Genomic DNA, 17,069 nt, shown 5'->3' on the forward strand with positions numbered 1-17,069 from the left:
TACTCACTGCCACGCGAGGGACGCGGCGGGCCGGTCATCGGAAAGGTCCTTCACTCCTCGATCGAATTCTGCAAGTTCTCTGCAACTTTCGATCGGTGAGCGCAAGTTAACGTGAGATTTCGTTAACGTAGGATTTCGAAATCCCGCTGTCAAGGGTCTTGCTGGAGTGGTTATTAACGCGCGACAGTGGCATCTACGGCGTCGCTTGCCGGAAGTCCTCCGAAAGTTTCGGAGCACCGGCGCGCCCCCAACGCCGCGTGAACGAAGGAGAAACCACCGTGCCGGACCCCACCCGCCCATGGCAGGACGAGTCACTGTCCCCCACGGCGCGAGCCGACGCTCTTCTGGCCGCGATGACGCTCGAGGAGAAGGTGGCACAGCTCGGTTCCCGCTGGATCGGCCACGAGGTGGACGGGTCCGGAAGTCCCGACGCCGAGGGCGACGTCGCCCCGATGATGGACGTCTTCGCGGCCTCGGGGCGGGTCCCGCTCGCCGACGCGGCCCGGCACGGCCTCGGCCAGCTCACCCGGGTGTACGGGAGCAAGCCGCTGACCGCCGCCGAGGGCGCCGCCGAGGTGGTACGCCAGCACAAGGTCGTCCTGGAGCGGTCGCGGCTGGGTGTGCCGGCCATGCTGCACGAGGAATGTCTGACCGGCTTCACCAGCTACGGCGCCACGGTCTACCCGGCCGCGATCGCCTGGGGCGCCACCTTCGACCCCGACCTGATCGAGCGGATGGCCGCGGCGATCGGGCGCGACATGGCCGCGGTGGGCGTACACCAGGGATTGTCACCGGTTCTGGACGTGGTCCGGGACTATCGCTGGGGGCGGGTCGAGGAGACCATCGGCGAGGACCCCTACCTGGTGGCGACGGTCGGGGCGGCGTACGTCCGCGGCCTGCAGAGCGCCGGCGTGATCGCCACGCTGAAGCACTTCGCGGGCTACTCCGCCTCACGCGGCGCCCGCAACCACGGGCCGGTGCCGATGGGCCGGCGTGAGCTGATGGACGTCATCCTGCCGACCTTCGAGGCGGCGATCGAGGCGGGCGCCCGCTCGGTGATGGCCGCCTACAACGAGATCGACGGCGTGCCCACCAGCGGCGACTCCTGGCTGCTGACCGACCTGCTGCGGGACGAGTGGGGCTTCACCGGTACGGTCGTCTCGGACTACTGGTCGGTGCCGTTCCTGACCATGTCCCACAAGGTCACCGAGGACTTCGGCGGGGCCGGGGCGCTGGGGCTGGCCGCGGGCATCGACGTGGAGCTGCCGGACACCCTCGCCTTCGGCGCCGAGCTGGTCGAGAAGGTACGCCGGGGCGAGGTGCCCGAGGCGCTGGTCGACCGGGCCGCCCACCGGCTGCTCACCCAGAAGGCCGAGCTGGGGCTGCTCGACGCCGGCTGGACGCCGGAACGATCCGTGGAACTCGCCGCCGACGTCGACCTGGACGCGCCGGCCAACCGGGAACTGGCCCGCGAGCTGGCCGAACGCTCGATCGTGCTGCTCGAGCCGGGCGCCCACCTGCCGCTGCGGGACACCGGGCGGATCGCGGTCGTCGGCCCGTGCGCGGCCGACCCGCGAACCTTCATGGGCTGCTACGCGTTCCCCAACCACGTGCTGCCGCACCACCCCGGTCACGGGCTCGGCATCGACGTGCCGACCGCGCTCGATTCGGTACGCAAGGAGCTGCCGCAGGCCGATGTCAGTTATGCGGCGGGCTGCCAGGTCACCGGCGATGACCGGACCGGATTCGCCGAGGCCGTGGCCAACGCCCGGGACGCGGACGTGTGCGTGGCGTTCGTCGGCGACCTGGCCGGGCTGTTCGGCCAGGGCACCTCGGGCGAGGGCTGCGACGCCGCCGACCTGACCCTGCCGGGCGTGCAGCAGGAGCTGCTGGACGCGCTGCTGGCGACCGGCACGCCGGTGATCGTGGTGATGGTGTCCGGGCGGCCGTACGCGCTGGGCCACGTGCACGGGCGCGCGGCCGGGCTGGTGCAGGCGTTCATGCCCGGCGAGGAGGGCGGCTCGGCGCTGGCCGGGGTGCTCAGCGGGCGGGTGCAGCCGAGCGGCAAGCTGCCGGTGCAGATCCCGCGCGACGCGGGCGGGCAGCCGGGCACGTACCTCCAGCCGCCGCTGGGCGCCGAGGACTTCGGGATCACCAGCCTCGACGCGGCGCCGCTGTTCCCGTTCGGGCACGGACTCTCGTACACCAGCTTCGCGGTCGAGGATCTGCGCCTGAGCGACAAGGAGGTGCCGACCGACGGTGAGTTCGCGGTCACCGTGCGCGTGACCAACACCGGCGAGCGGCCCGGCCACGAGGTGGTGCAGCTCTACCTGCGCGATCCGGTGGCCCAGGTGACCCGGCCGGTACGCCAGCTGATCGGCTTCGCCCGGGTGGCGCTGGCCGCCGGGCAGAGCCGCGACGTCACGTTCCGGGTGCACGCCGACCGGACCGCCTTCACCGGGCGCGACCTGACCCGCGTCGTCGAGCCCGGCGACATCGACGTGCTGGCCGGCACCTCGGCCGGTGACCTGCCCTGCCGCGGCACGGTCCGGCTCACCGGCGCGCTCCGCACGGTCGGGACCGGCCGCCGGCTGACCACGCCGGTCGAGGTGGGTGAGTGACCATGTCGGCGCCCACCCAACGCAGGAGCACCACGCTGGCCATGGTCGCCGAGTCGGCGGGCGTGTCCGTGGCGACCGTGTCCCGGGTTCTGAACGGGCGGGGCGACGTCGGCGCGGCCACCCGGGAGCGGGTGGAGAAGCTGCTGCGGCAGCACGAGTACCGGGGGCGGAAACGCTCACCGGTACGCCGCAGCCCGGCCACCGCGCGCCTGGAGCTGTTGCTGCCCGATCCGCTCACGGCGTACTCGATAGAGATCCTCAACGGCGTGCGGGACGTCGGGGTGCCGATGGTGGCCGGTGGTTTCCCGGACGCCGCCATCCCGGCCGGCCTGTGGGCGCGCGACCTCGTGGCGGCCGGGCGGGAAGCGGTCATCGCGGTGGTCAGCGACCTCGCCGACGAGTACTACCAGGCGCTCGTCCGGGCCGACCTGCCGCTGGTGATGGCCGACCCGGGCCGGGTGCCGCGGCCGGAGGTGGCCAGCGTCGGCGCGACCAACTTCGCCGGGGGCATGGCGGCGGCGCACCATCTGCTCGGTCTGGGGCATCGGCGGATCGCGTACGTCGGCGGCCCGCCCGCCGCGGCCCACAACCAGGCCCGGCTGCACGGGATGCGCGCGGCGCTGGAGGCCGCGGGCTGTCCCCCGCCGCCGTCCTTCGTGAAGCAGGGGACGTTCACCCACGAGCACGGCCTGGTCGCCGGGTCGGCGCTGCTGACCATGCCCGAGCCGCCGACGGCGGTCTTCGCGGCCAGCGACGAGTCGGCCTCCGGGGTGATCGAGGCGGCCCGTGGGCTGGGCCGGCGGGTGCCCGAGGACCTCAGCGTGGTCGGGTTCGACGACACCCAGGTGGCCCGTTTCTCGTCGCCGCCGATGACCACGATCCGGCAGCCGCTGCGCGAGATGGGCCGGGTGGCGGCACGGACGGCCCTGCGCCTGGCGGCCGACGAACACCCGGACTCCTTCCACATCGAACTGGCCACCGAGCTGGTCGTCCGGCGGTCGACCGCGGCGCTGCGGGGGTGACCGCCGGGCGGGCGGAACCGCTCCCGGCTTGACGGACCCGGGGTGACTGTTAACACTGTTACTCGTTTCAACCCTCTCCCCGGAGGTCATCCCCCATGCGTAGATCAAGGTTCCTCATCGCGGCGGCCGCCGTCGTGGTGTCCCTGAGCGCCGGTCTCACCGTCGCTTCCCGAAGTGATCAGGCCGACGCGGCCGTGGTCTGGAACGAAGACTTCAACGGTGCCGCCGGCGCCGGTGTCGACCAGTCGAAGTGGAACTTCGACACCGGCGGCAGCGGCTTCGGCAACCAGGAGCTGCAGTACTACACCAGCGGCACCAGCAACGTCGCCCAGGACGGCCAGGGCCACCTGGTCATCACGGCACGCAAGGGCAGTGGCGGTCACAACGACTGCTGGAACGGCACCTGCCAGTTCACCTCGGGCCGGATCCAGACCGCCGGCAAGTTCACCCAGCAGTACGGCCACGTCGAGGCCCGCATCCAGGTCCCCAACGGCTCCGGCCTCTGGCCCGCCTTCTGGATGCTCGGCGGCGGCAACTGGCCCACCGACGGCGAGATCGACATCATGGAGGTCGTCGGCCGGGAACCCAACCAGCTGTTCGGCACCCTGCACGGCCCCGGCTACTCCGGCGGCAACTCGTACGGCAACACCCGCAACACCGGAACGCCGTGGCACCAGGCCTTCCACAACTACGCCGTGGACTGGTCACCCAACCTGATCGTCTGGACCGTGGACGGCCAGGAGTTCTTCCGGGCCACCCCCGACTCGCTGCGGGCGGCCAAGGGCAACGTCAACTGGGTCTTCGAGCACCCGTTCTTCATCATCCTCAACCTGGCCGTCGGCGGTAACTTCGGCCAGGGCAACCCGGCCGGCCTGCCCGCCGAGAGCCGGATGCTGATCGACTACGTGCACGTCAGCACGACCAGCACCCCGCCGCCGAGCGGTGGTGGGAGCGGGCTCAAGTCGGCCCTGAGCGCCCGCTGCATCGACATCCCCGGCGCCAACCCGGTCGACGGGGCCAGGCTCCAGACGTACGACTGCAACGGCAGCGCCGCGCAGCAGTGGGCGGCCAACGGCGACGGCACGATGCGGGCCATGGGCAAGTGCATGGACCCGGCCGGCGGGGCGCTCACCAACGGCACCCCGATCCAGCTGGTCACCTGCAACGGCAACCCGGTGCAGCGATTCACCCTGTCCGGCGCCGGCGACCTGGTGAACGTGTCGGCCAACAAGTGCGTCGACGTGAAGGACCGCAACACCGCCAACGGCGCCCAGCTCCAGCTCTGGGACTGCTCCGGCGGCTCCAACCAGAAGTGGGCCCGGGCCTGACCCGCTGATCCGCTGAACGACCCGGACGCCGGCCGCCTTCACGCGGCCGGCGTCCGCGCGTTCAGCCGGCGGTTCCTACCGGACCTCGGCGAGCGTGCGGCGGCCGGTCAGCCAGGCCACGGCGGCCAGCGCCCCGCCCGCCACGACCGTGACGATCGCGAGGACCCACGGGCGCGGCCAGCCGGGCAACGGCAGGGGCGGCGGGTCCATGCCGGACAGCGGCAGCGCCCAGCCGGTCAGCCACCAGGTGAGCAGCCCGATCACCAGGCCGGCCAGGACCGCGGCGGCGACCAGCGCCGGGTACGTCAACAGGGTCGCCTGCCGCAACGCCTGCCGGGACAGCCCCTGCGCCCGCAGCGCGGACAGGTCTTCCACCCGGCGGGCGCGGTCGACCGTCCCCGCCAGCACCAGCGCGCCCGCGGCCAGGCCGGCCGCCAGCACCGCGATGACCACGGCGAAGATCAGGGCCAGGGCCGGGCCCTGCCGGTCCAGCGACGCGCGCACGTCGGACGCCCGCTGGTCGCCGGTGACGACCAGGCCGGCCGCGGACAGCCGGTTCAGGATGTCGCCGGGCGCGTCGGCGTTGAGCCACACCTGGGCGCCGCTGCTCGGGCCGCCGTCGGTGGCCAGGCGGTCGGCGTAGTCGAGGTCGACCATCGTGCCGGGCCGGCCCACGCCGGGCAGCGCGTCGAGGTCGGCGACCGGCGCGACCGGGACCGGACGGCCGTCCAGGCCGCGGACCGGGTCGCCGGGGCCGGCGCCGGCCACCACCGCGGGCAGCGTCGCGGGCGTGGACACCGGCTGGAGCAACAGGGAGTCCTGGATCCCGTTGACCGCGGTCAGGTCGATCGTGCCGTCGGGGCGCAGCGCGGCCGGCGAGTTGGCCCGCCAGCCGGCGGCCTGCGGGGCGTTCAGCGTGACCGCGCCGACGATGTCCTTGTTGCCGTCGCCCTCGGAGACGCGGATCGCGTGGATCCGGCACCGGGGCCGGCAGATGTCGACCTCCCGGGAGTACGTGTGGCGTCCCTCGGCCAGGTCGCCGAGCGGCAGCACCTCGTCGCCGAGCGGCGAGCCGACCACGATACCGACGGTCACCAGCTTGTCCGGGTTGAGGCCGGTCGCGGTGAGGTCGACCGACACGGTCGGGCCGTCGGTGACCGGCAGCTCGGGCGCCCGCGGGCGCAGCGCCGTCGCGGCCGTCCGGGCGTCGCCGGCCGGCCAGTTCGCGACCCGGGCCAGGCGGGTGGAGTCGACGGCCAGCCCGGCCGGTTGGCCGGGATCGGTGATCATGCGGATCGCGGCCATCGCGTAGGCGCCGTCCGGGTCGGCCCGGTCGACGGCGGCCAGCAGCGTCTGCCGCCCGACCGCCTGCACCGACACCACCCGGTCGGCGCCGGTGCCGAGGTCGGCCTGCATGATGCGGCCGCGTGCGGCGGCGTCCACCGCGCAGGCCGCGAACCCGGCCACCGAGACCGCGGCGACCAGCAGGGCGAAGATGCGCGCGGCGCCGGGCCGCCGGGACAGCTGGAAGCCGGCCAGCGCCGCCCCGGGACGGCCACGGCCGAGGGCCCGGGCCGCGAACCGGGTGACCGTCGGCAGCACGGCCCGGGCGGCGAGCTGGGACAGCGCGATCGCGACCAGCGCGCTGGCGAACGTACCCACGCCGGTCAGGGTGCCGCCGGTGACGAAGAGCTGAACCGCCGCGATCACCGCGATCACCGCGACGCCGGCCTGCAGGGCGATCGCGCCGAAGGCGCGCCGCACCACCGGCGCGCGGCGCAGCAGCTCGGTGACCGGGCTGAGCAGCTGGCGCCTTTCCGCCAGCAGCGCCGTGATCAGCGCGGCGAGCGCGGCGAGGGGCGCCCAGCGCAGCGAGTCGAGGCCGGCGTCGGCGCCCACGCCGGGGAACCGGACCGCGGCGATGGCGTTCACCAGCAGCTGCCCGGCGACGCACCCGGCGACCGCGCCGATCAGGACGGCCACCAGGTTCTCGCCGGTGGCCAGCCACCAGCGCTGGCCCCAGCGGGCGCCGCGGAGCGCGACCACGGCCAGCTCGGGGCGGCGGCCCTCGGTGCCGTAGCCGACCGCGAGGAAGATGGTCAGGCAGCTGAGCAGGATCAGCGCCACCGCGGGCACCGGGACGATCAGGTGGGCGGCCCGCCGGCCCTGATCGATCCGGGCCAGCAGGTCGGGGATGCCGGTCTCCAGCGTGATGCCCTCGCCGAGGCCCTGGACCTGGGCCCGCAGCGCGCCCACCGCGGTGTTCAGGGCGGGCAGCCGGTCGACCGCCAGCGCGTCCGGGCCGGCGATCCCGTCCACGGAGAGCTGGGTGACGCCGTGGTCCATCCCCCTCAGCGTCGCGTCCAGCGCGAACATCGGCTCGTCGGGCGCGCCGAAGTAGGTGGCGAAGTACGGGTTGCCGCCCCAGTAGGCGTCCTGCGGCCGGGGCACCCGGTAGACGCCGGCCACCAGCAGCGGCTTGGCGGCGCCGTTGGCCTTCCAGTAGGTGTCCCCGGGCTCGTGGACCAGCACCGCGAACGCCATGTCGATCGACTGGCCGACCTTCAGGTCGAGCCGCTTCGCGGTGGCCGCGCCGATCACCACGTCACCCTCGCCGGACAGGCAGCGGCCCGCGACGATCTCGAGATGCTCGCAGACGTTCTGGCGGTAGACGAACTGGGTGCGCCGGGTGATGTCCGGGTCGACGCCGAGGGCCGGGTACTCGGCCGCCGACACGTACGAGAACCCGGGCAGCCCGAGCAGCGCGCCGCGGGTGTCCTCCAGATTCTGCGGGCGGGACTGCCCGACCAGCGCGCGCTGGTCGGGTTCGGACTGGGTGAGCGTGAACGTCTTCATGGCGCCCGGCGCGACCTCGACCTGCCCGGCGGCGACGGCCCGGTCGGTGGCCCGCAGCCAGGCCGGCGCGGCCACCGCGGCGGCGACCCCGAGCAGGGTGAGCAGGGCGACGGTGAGAGCCTGGCCGCGCCGGCTCCACAGCATGGCCAGGACGAGCGCGATCATCGCCGTCCCCGCGGCTCGGAGCGCACCTTGCGGGCCAAGGGCCGGGCGGCGAGCACCCCGGTGACGGCCAGGGTGGCCGCCGCGGCCAGCGCGGCCAGGCCCAGGGCGGCCGGGCCGAGCGGGCCCGGCGGTGGCACCACCCGCCAGCCGTCGCCGAAGGGTGGCGCGGTCAGGTCGGTGATCGGCACCGCCAGGGTGGCGGCGAGCAGGCCGGCGACCAGGCCGGCCACGACCAGCGCGGCGGTGCCCAGGTAGCCGGCGGCGACCGCGCTGGGCTCGGACAGGCCCTGCACGCGGAGCGCGCGCAGCTGGCTCGCGTACGAGTCGCGGTCGGCCGCCGCGGTGATGCCCACCGCCCCGGCCGCCAGCAGCAGCGCGATCACCACGGTCAGCAACCCGAACCGGGCGGCCGCCACGCCACCCTGCGCGGCCAGCTGCTCCTCGCGCTGGGCGATCGTGTGGTCGGCGGTCACGGTCAGGCCGGCCTCGCGCAGCCGGGCCACGATGGTGTCCGGCGCGTCCGGGGCCAGCCACACCTGGAAGGCGCCGACCAGGTTGGCGTCGGCCGCGGTGCGCCGGGCCGCGTCCAGGTCGACCATCATCCCGCCGGTGCCCAGCGCCGGCAGCACCGGCACGTCGGCCACCACGCTGACCGGGTTGTCGCCGGCGCCGAACCGCGGGCTGGCCGCGTCGTCGTAGCGCCACTCCTTCGGCGGCGGCCCGGCCAGCACGACCGGCAGCGGCCGGGGCATCTCGGCCGCGTACACCCGGTCGCCCGCGGCTTGGGTGCCGGCGTCCGGCGCGGTCATCGAGAGCTTGCCGCCGGCCGTGCTCAGTTCGAGCGACACGCCGCTGATGTCGGTGAACCAGCGCTTCACGTCGCCGAGTTGCGCCGCGCCGAAGATCTCTCGATCCGGCCCGAGCTGGCGCAGCCCCTCGATGACGATCGGACCGGGCGTGGGCTTGCCGGTCTCGGTGATCGGCGTGGCCAGCTGGAAGCGGACGAACCGGCAGCCCGGCGCGGTGGCGCAGGCCGGCACCGCGGCGGTCACGGTGTGCTCGCCGCGCGGGATGTTGTCGAACTTGGCCTCCACCGTCGAGCCGTCCTTCTCCTGCTGGAGCGTGACGCTGACCAGCGCGGGCAGTGGCCGGCCGTTGGTCAGCCGCAGCTCCAGCCGGGCGCCGGTGATCAGCGGCAGCGGATCGGCCGGCGTGCCCTCGGCGACGGCGGCGGGCAGCGCGGCGACCGGCCCGAACTCGGTGCGCCAGCGGGCCACCGACGCGAGGCGGGAGCTGTCCACGGCCAGGATGGGCGGGTTGCTGTTGAGGTCGACCAGGACCGCCATCGCCGTACGCCCGGCCGGATCGGCCCGGCGTACGGCGGCGAGGAATTGCGTGGTGCTGCCGGCGCCGACGGTCAGCACCCGGTCGGCGCCCAGCTCGACCCCGGCCCGGGCGCTCCGGTCCTGATCGGCCGCGGCCAGGCTCCCGGCCCCCAGCGCGAGCATCGCCACCGCGGTGGCGACCAGCACGAACACCCGGTCGGCGGCGGGCTGCCGGGACACCTGCACGGCGGCCAGGCCAGCGCGCAGCCGACCCTGGTGGACGGCGAGCCCACCGGCCCAGGCGGTGACCGAGCGCAGCACCCGGGCCAGCACGAGCGCGATGGCCAGGGCGGTCAGGACCGACGCGACCACGCCGAGACCGGTCGGGTTGTCGCCGCTGCGGGCCTGGTAGACCGCCGCGACGGCGAGGGCGATGAGGATCAGGTCGAGGACGTCGGCGGCCCGGCCACGGCGTTTGGTGGAGGCCCGGCGCAGCAACGTGACGATCGGCAGGCGCAGCATGGCCGCGTCCACCAGGACCAGCACCAGCATCGCCACCAGCAGCACGACCAGCGCGGCGCCGAGCGTGCCGAGCAGGGCGAGCCACAGCTCGGAGCGGACCGGGAGGCCGCCGCCCAGCAGCCACCCGGCCAGGAAGCCGACCGGCAGGCCGGCCAGCACGCCCGCGGCCAGGGGTGGCAGGTGCTGGCCGGAGGTCAGCCGCAGCGTGTCGCCGCGGGTGTTGCCGCGCAGCTTGAGCAGGCCGACGTCGTCGCGGCGGGCGGGCAGGGTGGCCCGGCCGGCCAGGCCCAGCGCGATCCAGCCGAGCAGCAGCACCTGGCCGAGCGCGATGAGCAGGCCGGCCAGCACGGCCGTGCGGTCGTCGCGGACCTGCCGTTGCAGGTCCCGGGTCGGGTCGGTGATCGCGATGCCGTCGCCGAGCAGGTCGGGCTTCGCGGCGTTGACCACCGACCGCAGGTCGTAGCCGTTGTCGCCGCGCAGCAGCGGTTCGGGCACGTCGATGTCGGCGGCGAAGACCGGTGTGGCCAGCTGGGGCGCGTCGAAGGTGGCGAGCGCCGTGAAGATCGGGTCGAGGCTGGCCTGGGCCCGGAACTCCGGGTTGGCCCAGTAGGCGCTGGACGGATCGTCGATCTGGTAGATCGCGGTCACCGTGAGGGGCAGCTGCGGGCTGCCGGGCGACTGCCGGACCGGGATCGGGTCGCCGGCCTTCAGTTTGAGCCGCTTGGCCGCGTCGCCGCTGATCGCCGCCTGTCCGGCCGCGGACGGACAGGACCCGCTCAGCCGTACGTGCCGGCAGAAGTCGTCGCGGTAGGCGACCGGCACCGCCGAGGAGGCCGCGCTCGTGGTGTCCGGGCGGTAGACCATCGGCCGGACGGCGCCGAGCAGCGCGGTGGCGCCGGGGATGACCAGCGTGCCGGTGACCGAGCGGCCGAACTCGTCCAGGCCGGCCCGGGCGTTGCCGCTGATCGTGCCCTGCATCCGTGTGGAGAGCACCCGCTGGGCGGCCGGGGCGACGGCCACGTCGGCGGCGGCCACCCGGGAGGCGACGGTGAGCCCGTACCACGGCGCGGCCACGGCGGCGGTGGTCAGCAATCCGGCCAGGACCAGCACCATGAACGACTGGGCGGCGCGCGCTCGTACCGCCCCCAGGATCACCGTGTCCAAACCCGTCCCCCGTACGCCGCGATCTTTCCAGCCGTGACCGTACTCGCTCGCGCGCGCCCGCGGTGGTAGACACCGGTTCATGCGCCACTACGCGACCGAGTTGACCACGTCCGCCGGAATCCGGGGAACGGTGGCCGTGTACGGCCACTACGGGCGGCCGGTCCTGGTGTTCCCCAGCGAGGGCGGCTATCCGGCCGAGTTCGCCGAGCGGGGCATGGTCGGCGCGGTCGAGCCGCTGATCGAGGCGGGCCGGGTGAAGCTCTACTGTGTCGGGTCGTTCGACGCGGGCACCTGGTCGGCCGGGCACCTGTCCCTGGAGGACCGCGCCCGGGCGCACGGCTTCTACGAGTCGTGGATCCTGGACGCGGTGGTGCCGCACATCGCCGGCGACTCGGCCGGCGCCTCCGAGATCATCACCCTGGGCTGCTCGCTGGGCGCCTTCCACGCGCTGAACTTCGCCTTCAAGCGGGCCGACCTGTTCCCGCTGGCGCTGTGCTTCTCGGGCAACTACGACCCGCGCACCTGGCGCGGCTGGGGAGAGCAGGGCGACGCGCTGTACTTCAACAACCCGGCCGACTACATCGCCAACCTGCACGGCGACCACCTGGAGTGGTTGCGGTCGCGGCTGTCCCTGCTGCTGGTCTGCGGGCAGGGGCAGTGGGAGGACACCACCGGCTCGCTGGAAGCGACGAAGCGGATGGCCGGGCTGCTGGCCGAGAAGGGCATCCGGCACGAGCTCGACCTGTGGGGGCACGACGTGCCGCACGACTGGCCGTCGTGGCGGCGGCAGCTGGCCCACCATCTGCCCCGCTTCGTGCAGTAGGTGCTCGCGGGCGGCCACGGCGGCCATCGGGTTTGAGAAAACTACTCTTTGTGTACGACGACCGCGCCGGCCGCCACCCGGATCCCGGCCACCTCATGCGCCTCGTCCGTGTGGTTGAGCAGCCAGAGCCGGTCGCCGCGCCGGACCGCCTCGACACCGGACGGCAGACCGGGCGCCACGGGCTCGACGCCGGCCTCCGCGCACACCTCGGCCAGCAGGCTGCCGTAGCCGCCGGCCAGCCGGGTCGAGACATACCAGACCGCACCCGCCCCAACCACGTGCCGGGTGATCGCCGGGCCGCCGTCCGGGTAGCGCGCGAGCACCTCGGCCCCGGCGGCGTGCACGGTCTCGCGCCACAGCTCACCGACCCGGCCGTCGTCCAGCGTGACCGTCGCGCCGGCCGGCATCGGATGGAACTCCTCCACCCGCACCCCGAGCAGGCCGCCGCCGGTGCGACCTCCCGCAACCGGGCGCCCAGCGCGACCGCCTCCCGGAAGACCCGGCTCTCCGGCCCGGCATGCGGCACCAGCGCGGAATGGAACCGTTCCGCCCCGCCGCGCGGCGCCCGCCACTGGAAGTACATCGCGCCCGCCGACCCGCGGGCCACCGCGGCGAGCGCCTGCCGTTCCATCCGCCCCGGCTCCTTCACATGCATCCGCCCCGGCGTGTAGATCAGATTCGGCGCCGTCTCCATCAGCAGCCAGCCCTCCCCGCCGCCGCCCCTTTGCTCTGAGCGCGTAAAGGCAACACCCGAGCCGGCCGAGCTACCCTGCCGCTCTGAGCGCGTATAGGCACCACCCGCCGCGCCGCGCGCCCAGCCACGGGCCAGGTCGGCCGCGAACGCCGCCTGGTGTTCCCCCTCAAGCCCGGCGTCGGACGGGTAGTGGTCGATCGCCACGATGTCGACCTCGCGGGCCCAGCGGGCATGGTCGACCGGCACCCAGCCGCCGAGTACGAAGTTGGTGGTGATCGGCACCGCCGGGTTGGCCGCCCGCAGAACCTCGCGCTGCTCCACATAGGCGCCGAGCAGCTCGTCCGAGGTGAAGCGCCGGAAGTCGAGCAGCAGCCCCGGATTGGGCAGGTAGCGCGTGGCGCGCGGCGGCAGGATCTGCTCCCACTCGGTGTAACGCTGGCTCCAGAACGCGGTGCACCACGCGTCGTTCAGGGCGTCCAGCGACCGGTAACGAGCGTTCAGCCAGCGACGGAACGCGGCGGCGGCCAGGTCGCAGTGGCAGGCGGTGGCGTACTCGTTGTGCACGTGCCAGAGGGCGAGGGCCGGGTGGCGGGCATATCGGGTGGCCAGGGCCGACGCGATGTCCCGGGCGGCGGCCCGGTAGGCGGGCGCGCTGGCGCAGTAGGTGTCCCGGCTCCCGTGGCTGAGCCGCGTCCCGTCGGCTTCGACCGTAAGGGACTCGGGAGAAAGGAGCGAGAACCACAGCGGCGGCGACGCGGTCGGGGTGGCCAGGACGACGCCGATGTCCGCGTCGGCGAGATGGTCCATCGTCTCGTCGAGCCACGCGAAGTCGTACTCACCGGGACGGGGTTCCAGGGACGACCACGAGAACACACCCACGGTGACGGCCGTGACGCCGGCTTCCCGCATCAGCGCGGCATCCTCCCGGCGGGTGGAAAGCATCAGCGCGGCATCCTCGCGGCGCGTGGAAAGCATCAGCGCGGCATCCTCCCGGCGGGTGGAAAGCATCAGCGCGGCATCCTCCCGGCGCGTGGAAACCGGCCACTGCTCGGGGTTGTAGTCCCCGCCGTACCAGAGCAAAGCCTTCAGCCCTTGACGGCGCCGACGAGCACGCCCCGGGTGAAGTGACGCTGGATGAACGGGTAGACGCAGGCGATCGGCAGTACGGTCACCACGACGACGGCCATCTTCACCGCGAGCGTGGGCGGCAGCGCCGTGCCGGCCGCGACACCCGAGGTCTGTGGCGTCATCCCGGCCAGGATGAAGCTCTGGAGCACCCGCTGGATCGGGAACTTGTTGTTGTCGTCGATGTAGAGCAGCGCCGAGAACCAGACGTTCCAGTAGCCGACCGCGTAGAACAGGCCGACCACCGCGACCACCGCCTTGGACAGCGGCAGCACGATCCGCCACAGGATGCGGAACTCCCCGGCGCCGTCGATCCGCGCGCTGTCCAGCAGTTCGCCGGGCAGGTTCTGGAAGAACGCCCGCACCACGACCAGGTTGAACACGCTGACCGCGCTGGGCAGCACCAGCGACCACAGGCTGTCCTTGAGGCCCAGCCCGGTCACCACCAGGTAGCTCGGGACCATGCCGGGGTAGATCAGGAAGGTCATCAGGAAGTAGAAGAGCAGGAACCGGTGGCCGAGCGTGCCGGGCCGGGACAGGCCGTACGCCGCCAGCACGGTGACCACCAGGCTGACCGCGGTGCCGAGCAGGGTGACGGTCGCGCTGACCGCGAGGGCCCGGGTGATCTGGCCGCCGGCAAAGATGATTTTGTACGCCGACAGGTCGATGCCGCGCGGTACGACGACCAGCCCGCCCGCCGCGGTGATCGTCTCCCGGGACGACAGGCTGGTCACCAGCACCACCCAGAGCGGCAGGACGACGGCCATGACGACGCCGGTCAGCACGGTTCCCTTGGTGGCCTGGCCGGCGACCGTGGGCTTCTCCTGCCAGGCCGGCCTTCTCGTGGTGATGGTCATGAGCGGCGGTACACCCCCGATTCGCCGAGCGCGTGGGCCAGCCGGTTGGCGACCAGGATCAGGATCAGCCCGACGGCCGCCTTGAAGAGCCCGGCCGCCGCGCCCAGCCCGTAGTCGGCCGTGACGATGGACTGGTGGTAGACGAACGTGTCGAGCACCTCGGCGGCCTGCCGCCCGACCGCGTCCCGCTGGAGCAGGAACTGTTCGAAGCCGACGGTCAGGGCGTCGCCGAGCCGCAGGATCAGCAGCAGCACGATGACCGGCCGCAGCCCGGGCAGCGTGATGTGCCACATCCGGCGCCACCGGCCGGCGCCGTCGACCGCGGACGCCTCGTACAAATCAGTGTCGATCGTGCTCAGCGCGGCCAGGAAGACGATCGTGCCCCAGCCCACGTCCTTCCAGACCGCCTCGGCCGTGACCAGCACGATGAACGTCTGCGGGTTGGACATGATCTCGGGCGGGCTGATCCCGGCGTCCCGCAGCTCCTGGGCCAGCAGCCCGGCGCCGCCGAGCATCTGCACGAAGAACGTCACCACCAGCACCCAGCTGAAGAAGTGCGGCAGGTAGACGACGGTCTGGACGAAGTTGCGGATCCGCGGCGACATGACGCTGTGCAGCACCAGGGCCAGCACGACCGGCAGCGGGAAGAAGAACACCAGCTGGAACGCGGTGATCGACAGCGTGTTGACCACCGCGTCCCAGAACGCCGGGTCGGCGAACAGGATCCGGAAGTTCTCCAGGCCGATGAACGGGCTGCCGGCCAGCGCGGCCAGGGCGCTGTCGCCGGAGTAGGGGTTGTAGTCCTGGAAGGCGACCACGTTGCCGAGCACCGGCAGGTAGTGGAAGACGAGCAGGAGCAGGAATCCCGGCGCGACCATGACCAGGAAGGGCCAGTCTCTTCTTATCGACCCGCGTCGGCGAGTGCCTTGCCCATCAGCTCGCGGGCCTCGTCGCCACCACCGGCGCGCCACTCCTTGACGATCGCGTCCAGGTCGCTGAACGGGCGCCGGCCCCGCACCAGGTCGGTGAGCTTGTCCTCGAACGGGGTCATCCCCGACTTGTACCGAGCCGGCATCTCCAGCTTGAGTCCGTCCCACGGGTCCTTCTCCAGGTATTTGACGGTCTGGTTGGAGTAACCGAGCATGTCCGGCACGTACTTGGGGGTCTGCGGTGTCGGCTGCACCACCGGCCGCCGGCCGCTGATGAAGAAGTACTGGTTGGCGATCTCCTTGAAGCCCAGGTCGGTCTTCACCGGGCCCTCGGCCTTCCGGGTGTGGTGCTTGCCCTCGACCCCGAACTCGCGGAGCTGGAACTCGGTGGTCCCGAACGGCGCCGAGCACCAGTTGATCACCCGGAGGATCTCCTCGACCCGGTCCTTGGGCAGGCCCTTCTTGACGAACGTGTACGAGATCGGCTCGTCGTCGCCCCAGGCCAGCGGGTCGCCGCCGGTGGCCGAGAACAGCGGCAGCGGCTGCACGTCGAAGCCGGGCGTCACGTTCTGCTGCTCGGCCTGCATCGGCTGCCACGCGCCCATGCCGTCCTGGGTGATCAGGATCTTGCCGCTCTGGAACAGCTGCTTCATGTCGGCGCCGCGGCTGGCCACGATGTCCGGGTGGATCAGGCCGTCCCGGTAGAGCTTGGCCATGAACTCGGCGGCCGCCTTGAACTCCGGCGTCTCGTACTTGAACTCCGGTGTGCCGTCGGCCCGGCGGCGCCAGCCGTCCTTCGTACCCGGCGACCTGAAATACATCTGGATCATCGCGAACACGTCGCTGAACGCCCACACGCCCTGGTTCGGTTTGGTGATCTCCTTGCCGAGGCGGTACAGCTCGTCGATCGTCGCCGGCGGCTTCAGGCCCAGCTTGGTGAACAGGTCGCGCCGGTGGAACATCACCCACGGGAACGGGCCGTCGGTCGGGTTCGGCACCGACATCAGCTTCTCGTTCCAGCAGGCGTTGCGCCACGCCCCCGCCGGGAAGGTCGCCAGCATCGGATAGGCCGAGACCTTCGAGCCCTGCAGGTACGGCGTGAGGTCCTCGAACAGCGCGTTGGTGGCGTCGGCGAACCGGGCCAGCTTGGCCACCTCCCACTGCGGCACGCAGAGCAGGTCGGGGACGTCCCGGGCGCCCAGCAGCGCACCGATCTTGTCGGCGTACTGGAGTCCGTCCTGGACGCTGAACTCGACCGGCACGCCCAGTTCGTCGTTGATCGCGACCAGGTAAGAGTTGTTCCGGCCGGCGGGCGGCGCCGGGCCCCAGACCGGGGTGATCGCCCGGATCGCCGAGCCGCCACGGCCGGGCTTCTCGCTGATCGCGTCGACCAGGGTGGCCGGGAACCTGGTGTAGCCGTCGGCCACCGGCCGGGTGCCGACGACGTCCGGCGGCGGGATGCTCAGGCCCGGGTCCTTGGCCGCCGGTATCAGCGAGGACAGCTTGTCGAGTTGCTGGGTGGCGCCGCCGCGGGTGCTCTTCTCCCCGCAGCCGCCCAGCAGCCCCGCGCCGGCCACCGAGGCGGCCACCCCCAGGAACGTCCGTCGTGACGTCACGGCGCTCTCCTCGACCTCGGAT

At 73.0% G+C, this 17,069-nt stretch carries 10 protein-coding genes and 1 pseudogene; 4 read left to right on the forward strand and 7 right to left on the reverse strand.

The window, feature by feature from the left end:
- Positions 1-278: 278 nt before the first annotated feature.
- The 3 genes from AB0M54_RS19970 to AB0M54_RS19980 all read left to right on the forward strand — a co-directional run bounded on the left by AB0M54_RS19970 (position 279) and on the right by AB0M54_RS19980 (position 4,971).
- Positions 279-2,621, forward strand: coding sequence for a glycoside hydrolase family 3 N-terminal domain-containing protein (locus AB0M54_RS19970; RefSeq protein WP_364472949.1), 2,343 nt, complete (start codon positions 279-281; stop codon positions 2,619-2,621).
- A gap of 2 nt (positions 2,622-2,623) precedes the next feature.
- A complete protein-coding gene (locus tag AB0M54_RS19975; RefSeq protein WP_364319747.1) occupies positions 2,624-3,643 on the forward strand; it encodes a substrate-binding domain-containing protein in 1,020 nt (339 codons plus the stop codon).
- Positions 3,644-3,738: 95 nt separating this feature from the next.
- Positions 3,739-4,971 carry a family 16 glycosylhydrolase gene (locus AB0M54_RS19980; RefSeq protein WP_364319524.1) on the forward strand — a complete coding sequence of 411 codons (1,233 nt, stop codon included), beginning with the start codon at positions 3,739-3,741 and terminating at the stop codon, positions 4,969-4,971.
- Positions 4,972-5,046: 75 nt separating this feature from the next.
- Here the strand turns inward: AB0M54_RS19980 and AB0M54_RS19985 are convergent, their stop codons facing one another.
- Positions 5,047-7,992, reverse strand: coding sequence for an FtsX-like permease family protein (locus tag AB0M54_RS19985; protein ID WP_364472951.1), 2,946 nt, complete (start codon positions 7,990-7,992; stop codon positions 5,047-5,049).
- On the reverse strand, positions 7,989-10,994 hold the full coding sequence (locus AB0M54_RS19990; protein WP_364473008.1) for an FtsX-like permease family protein: 3,006 nt from the start codon (positions 10,992-10,994) through the stop codon (positions 7,989-7,991). Before AB0M54_RS19990 ends, AB0M54_RS19985 begins: the two co-directional genes overlap by 4 nt.
- 88 nt (positions 10,995-11,082) lie before the next feature.
- Between AB0M54_RS19990 and AB0M54_RS19995 the strand changes: the two genes are divergently transcribed.
- The gene (locus AB0M54_RS19995; RefSeq protein ID WP_364319528.1) at positions 11,083-11,826 is read left to right on the forward strand and encodes an alpha/beta hydrolase-fold protein; all 744 of its coding nucleotides are present in this window, start codon (positions 11,083-11,085) and stop codon (positions 11,824-11,826) included.
- 41 nt (positions 11,827-11,867) lie between these two features.
- On the opposite strand, the gene AB0M54_RS20000 is transcribed toward AB0M54_RS19995, so the two are convergent.
- From AB0M54_RS20000 to AB0M54_RS20020, 5 genes and pseudogenes are all read right to left on the reverse strand, one after another.
- The gene (locus AB0M54_RS20000) at positions 11,868-12,233 is read right to left on the reverse strand and encodes a beta-galactosidase trimerization domain-containing protein (RefSeq protein WP_364472953.1); all 366 of its coding nucleotides are present in this window, start codon (positions 12,231-12,233) and stop codon (positions 11,868-11,870) included.
- Positions 12,234-12,343: 110 nt separating this feature from the next.
- A pseudogene (locus AB0M54_RS20005) lies at positions 12,344-13,528 on the reverse strand (beta-galactosidase); the annotation flags it as partial.
- Between the two features lie 77 nt (positions 13,529-13,605).
- Entirely contained in the window at positions 13,606-14,502 is an 897-nt protein-coding gene (locus AB0M54_RS20010) for a carbohydrate ABC transporter permease (RefSeq protein ID WP_364319532.1), read from the reverse strand.
- Positions 14,499-15,380, reverse strand: coding sequence for an ABC transporter permease subunit (locus tag AB0M54_RS20015; RefSeq protein ID WP_364319534.1), 882 nt, complete (start codon positions 15,378-15,380; stop codon positions 14,499-14,501). Before AB0M54_RS20015 ends, AB0M54_RS20010 begins: the two co-directional genes overlap by 4 nt.
- 23 nt (positions 15,381-15,403) lie before the next feature.
- On the reverse strand, positions 15,404-17,047 hold the full coding sequence (locus AB0M54_RS20020; RefSeq protein ID WP_364472955.1) for an extracellular solute-binding protein: 1,644 nt from the start codon (positions 17,045-17,047) through the stop codon (positions 15,404-15,406).
- Between the last annotated feature and the right edge of the window lie 22 nt (positions 17,048-17,069).

The sequence above is a fragment of the Actinoplanes sp. NPDC051470 genome, from assembly GCF_040682035.1.
GTDB lineage: Bacteria > Actinomycetota > Actinomycetes > Mycobacteriales > Micromonosporaceae > Actinoplanes.

What these genes read in the sequence shown, in the direction of transcription:
- AB0M54_RS19975 (WP_364319747.1), top strand. Translation starts at nt 2,624, where the DNA reads ATGTCGGCGCCCACCCAACGCAGGAGCACCACGCTGGCCATGGTCGCC.
- AB0M54_RS19980 (WP_364319524.1), top strand. Translation starts at nt 3,739, where the DNA reads ATGCGTAGATCAAGGTTCCTCATCGCGGCGGCCGCCGTCGTGGTGTCC.
- AB0M54_RS19985 (WP_364472951.1), bottom strand. Translation starts at nt 7,992, where the DNA reads ATGATCGCGCTCGTCCTGGCCATGCTGTGGAGCCGGCGCGGCCAGGCT.
- AB0M54_RS19995 (WP_364319528.1), top strand. Translation starts at nt 11,083, where the DNA reads ATGCGCCACTACGCGACCGAGTTGACCACGTCCGCCGGAATCCGGGGA.
- AB0M54_RS20000 (WP_364472953.1), bottom strand. Translation starts at nt 12,233, where the DNA reads ATGCCGGCCGGCGCGACGGTCACGCTGGACGACGGCCGGGTCGGTGAG.
- AB0M54_RS20010 (WP_364319532.1), bottom strand. Translation starts at nt 14,502, where the DNA reads ATGACCATCACCACGAGAAGGCCGGCCTGGCAGGAGAAGCCCACGGTC.
- AB0M54_RS20015 (WP_364319534.1), bottom strand. Translation starts at nt 15,380, where the DNA reads ATGGTCGCGCCGGGATTCCTGCTCCTGCTCGTCTTCCACTACCTGCCG.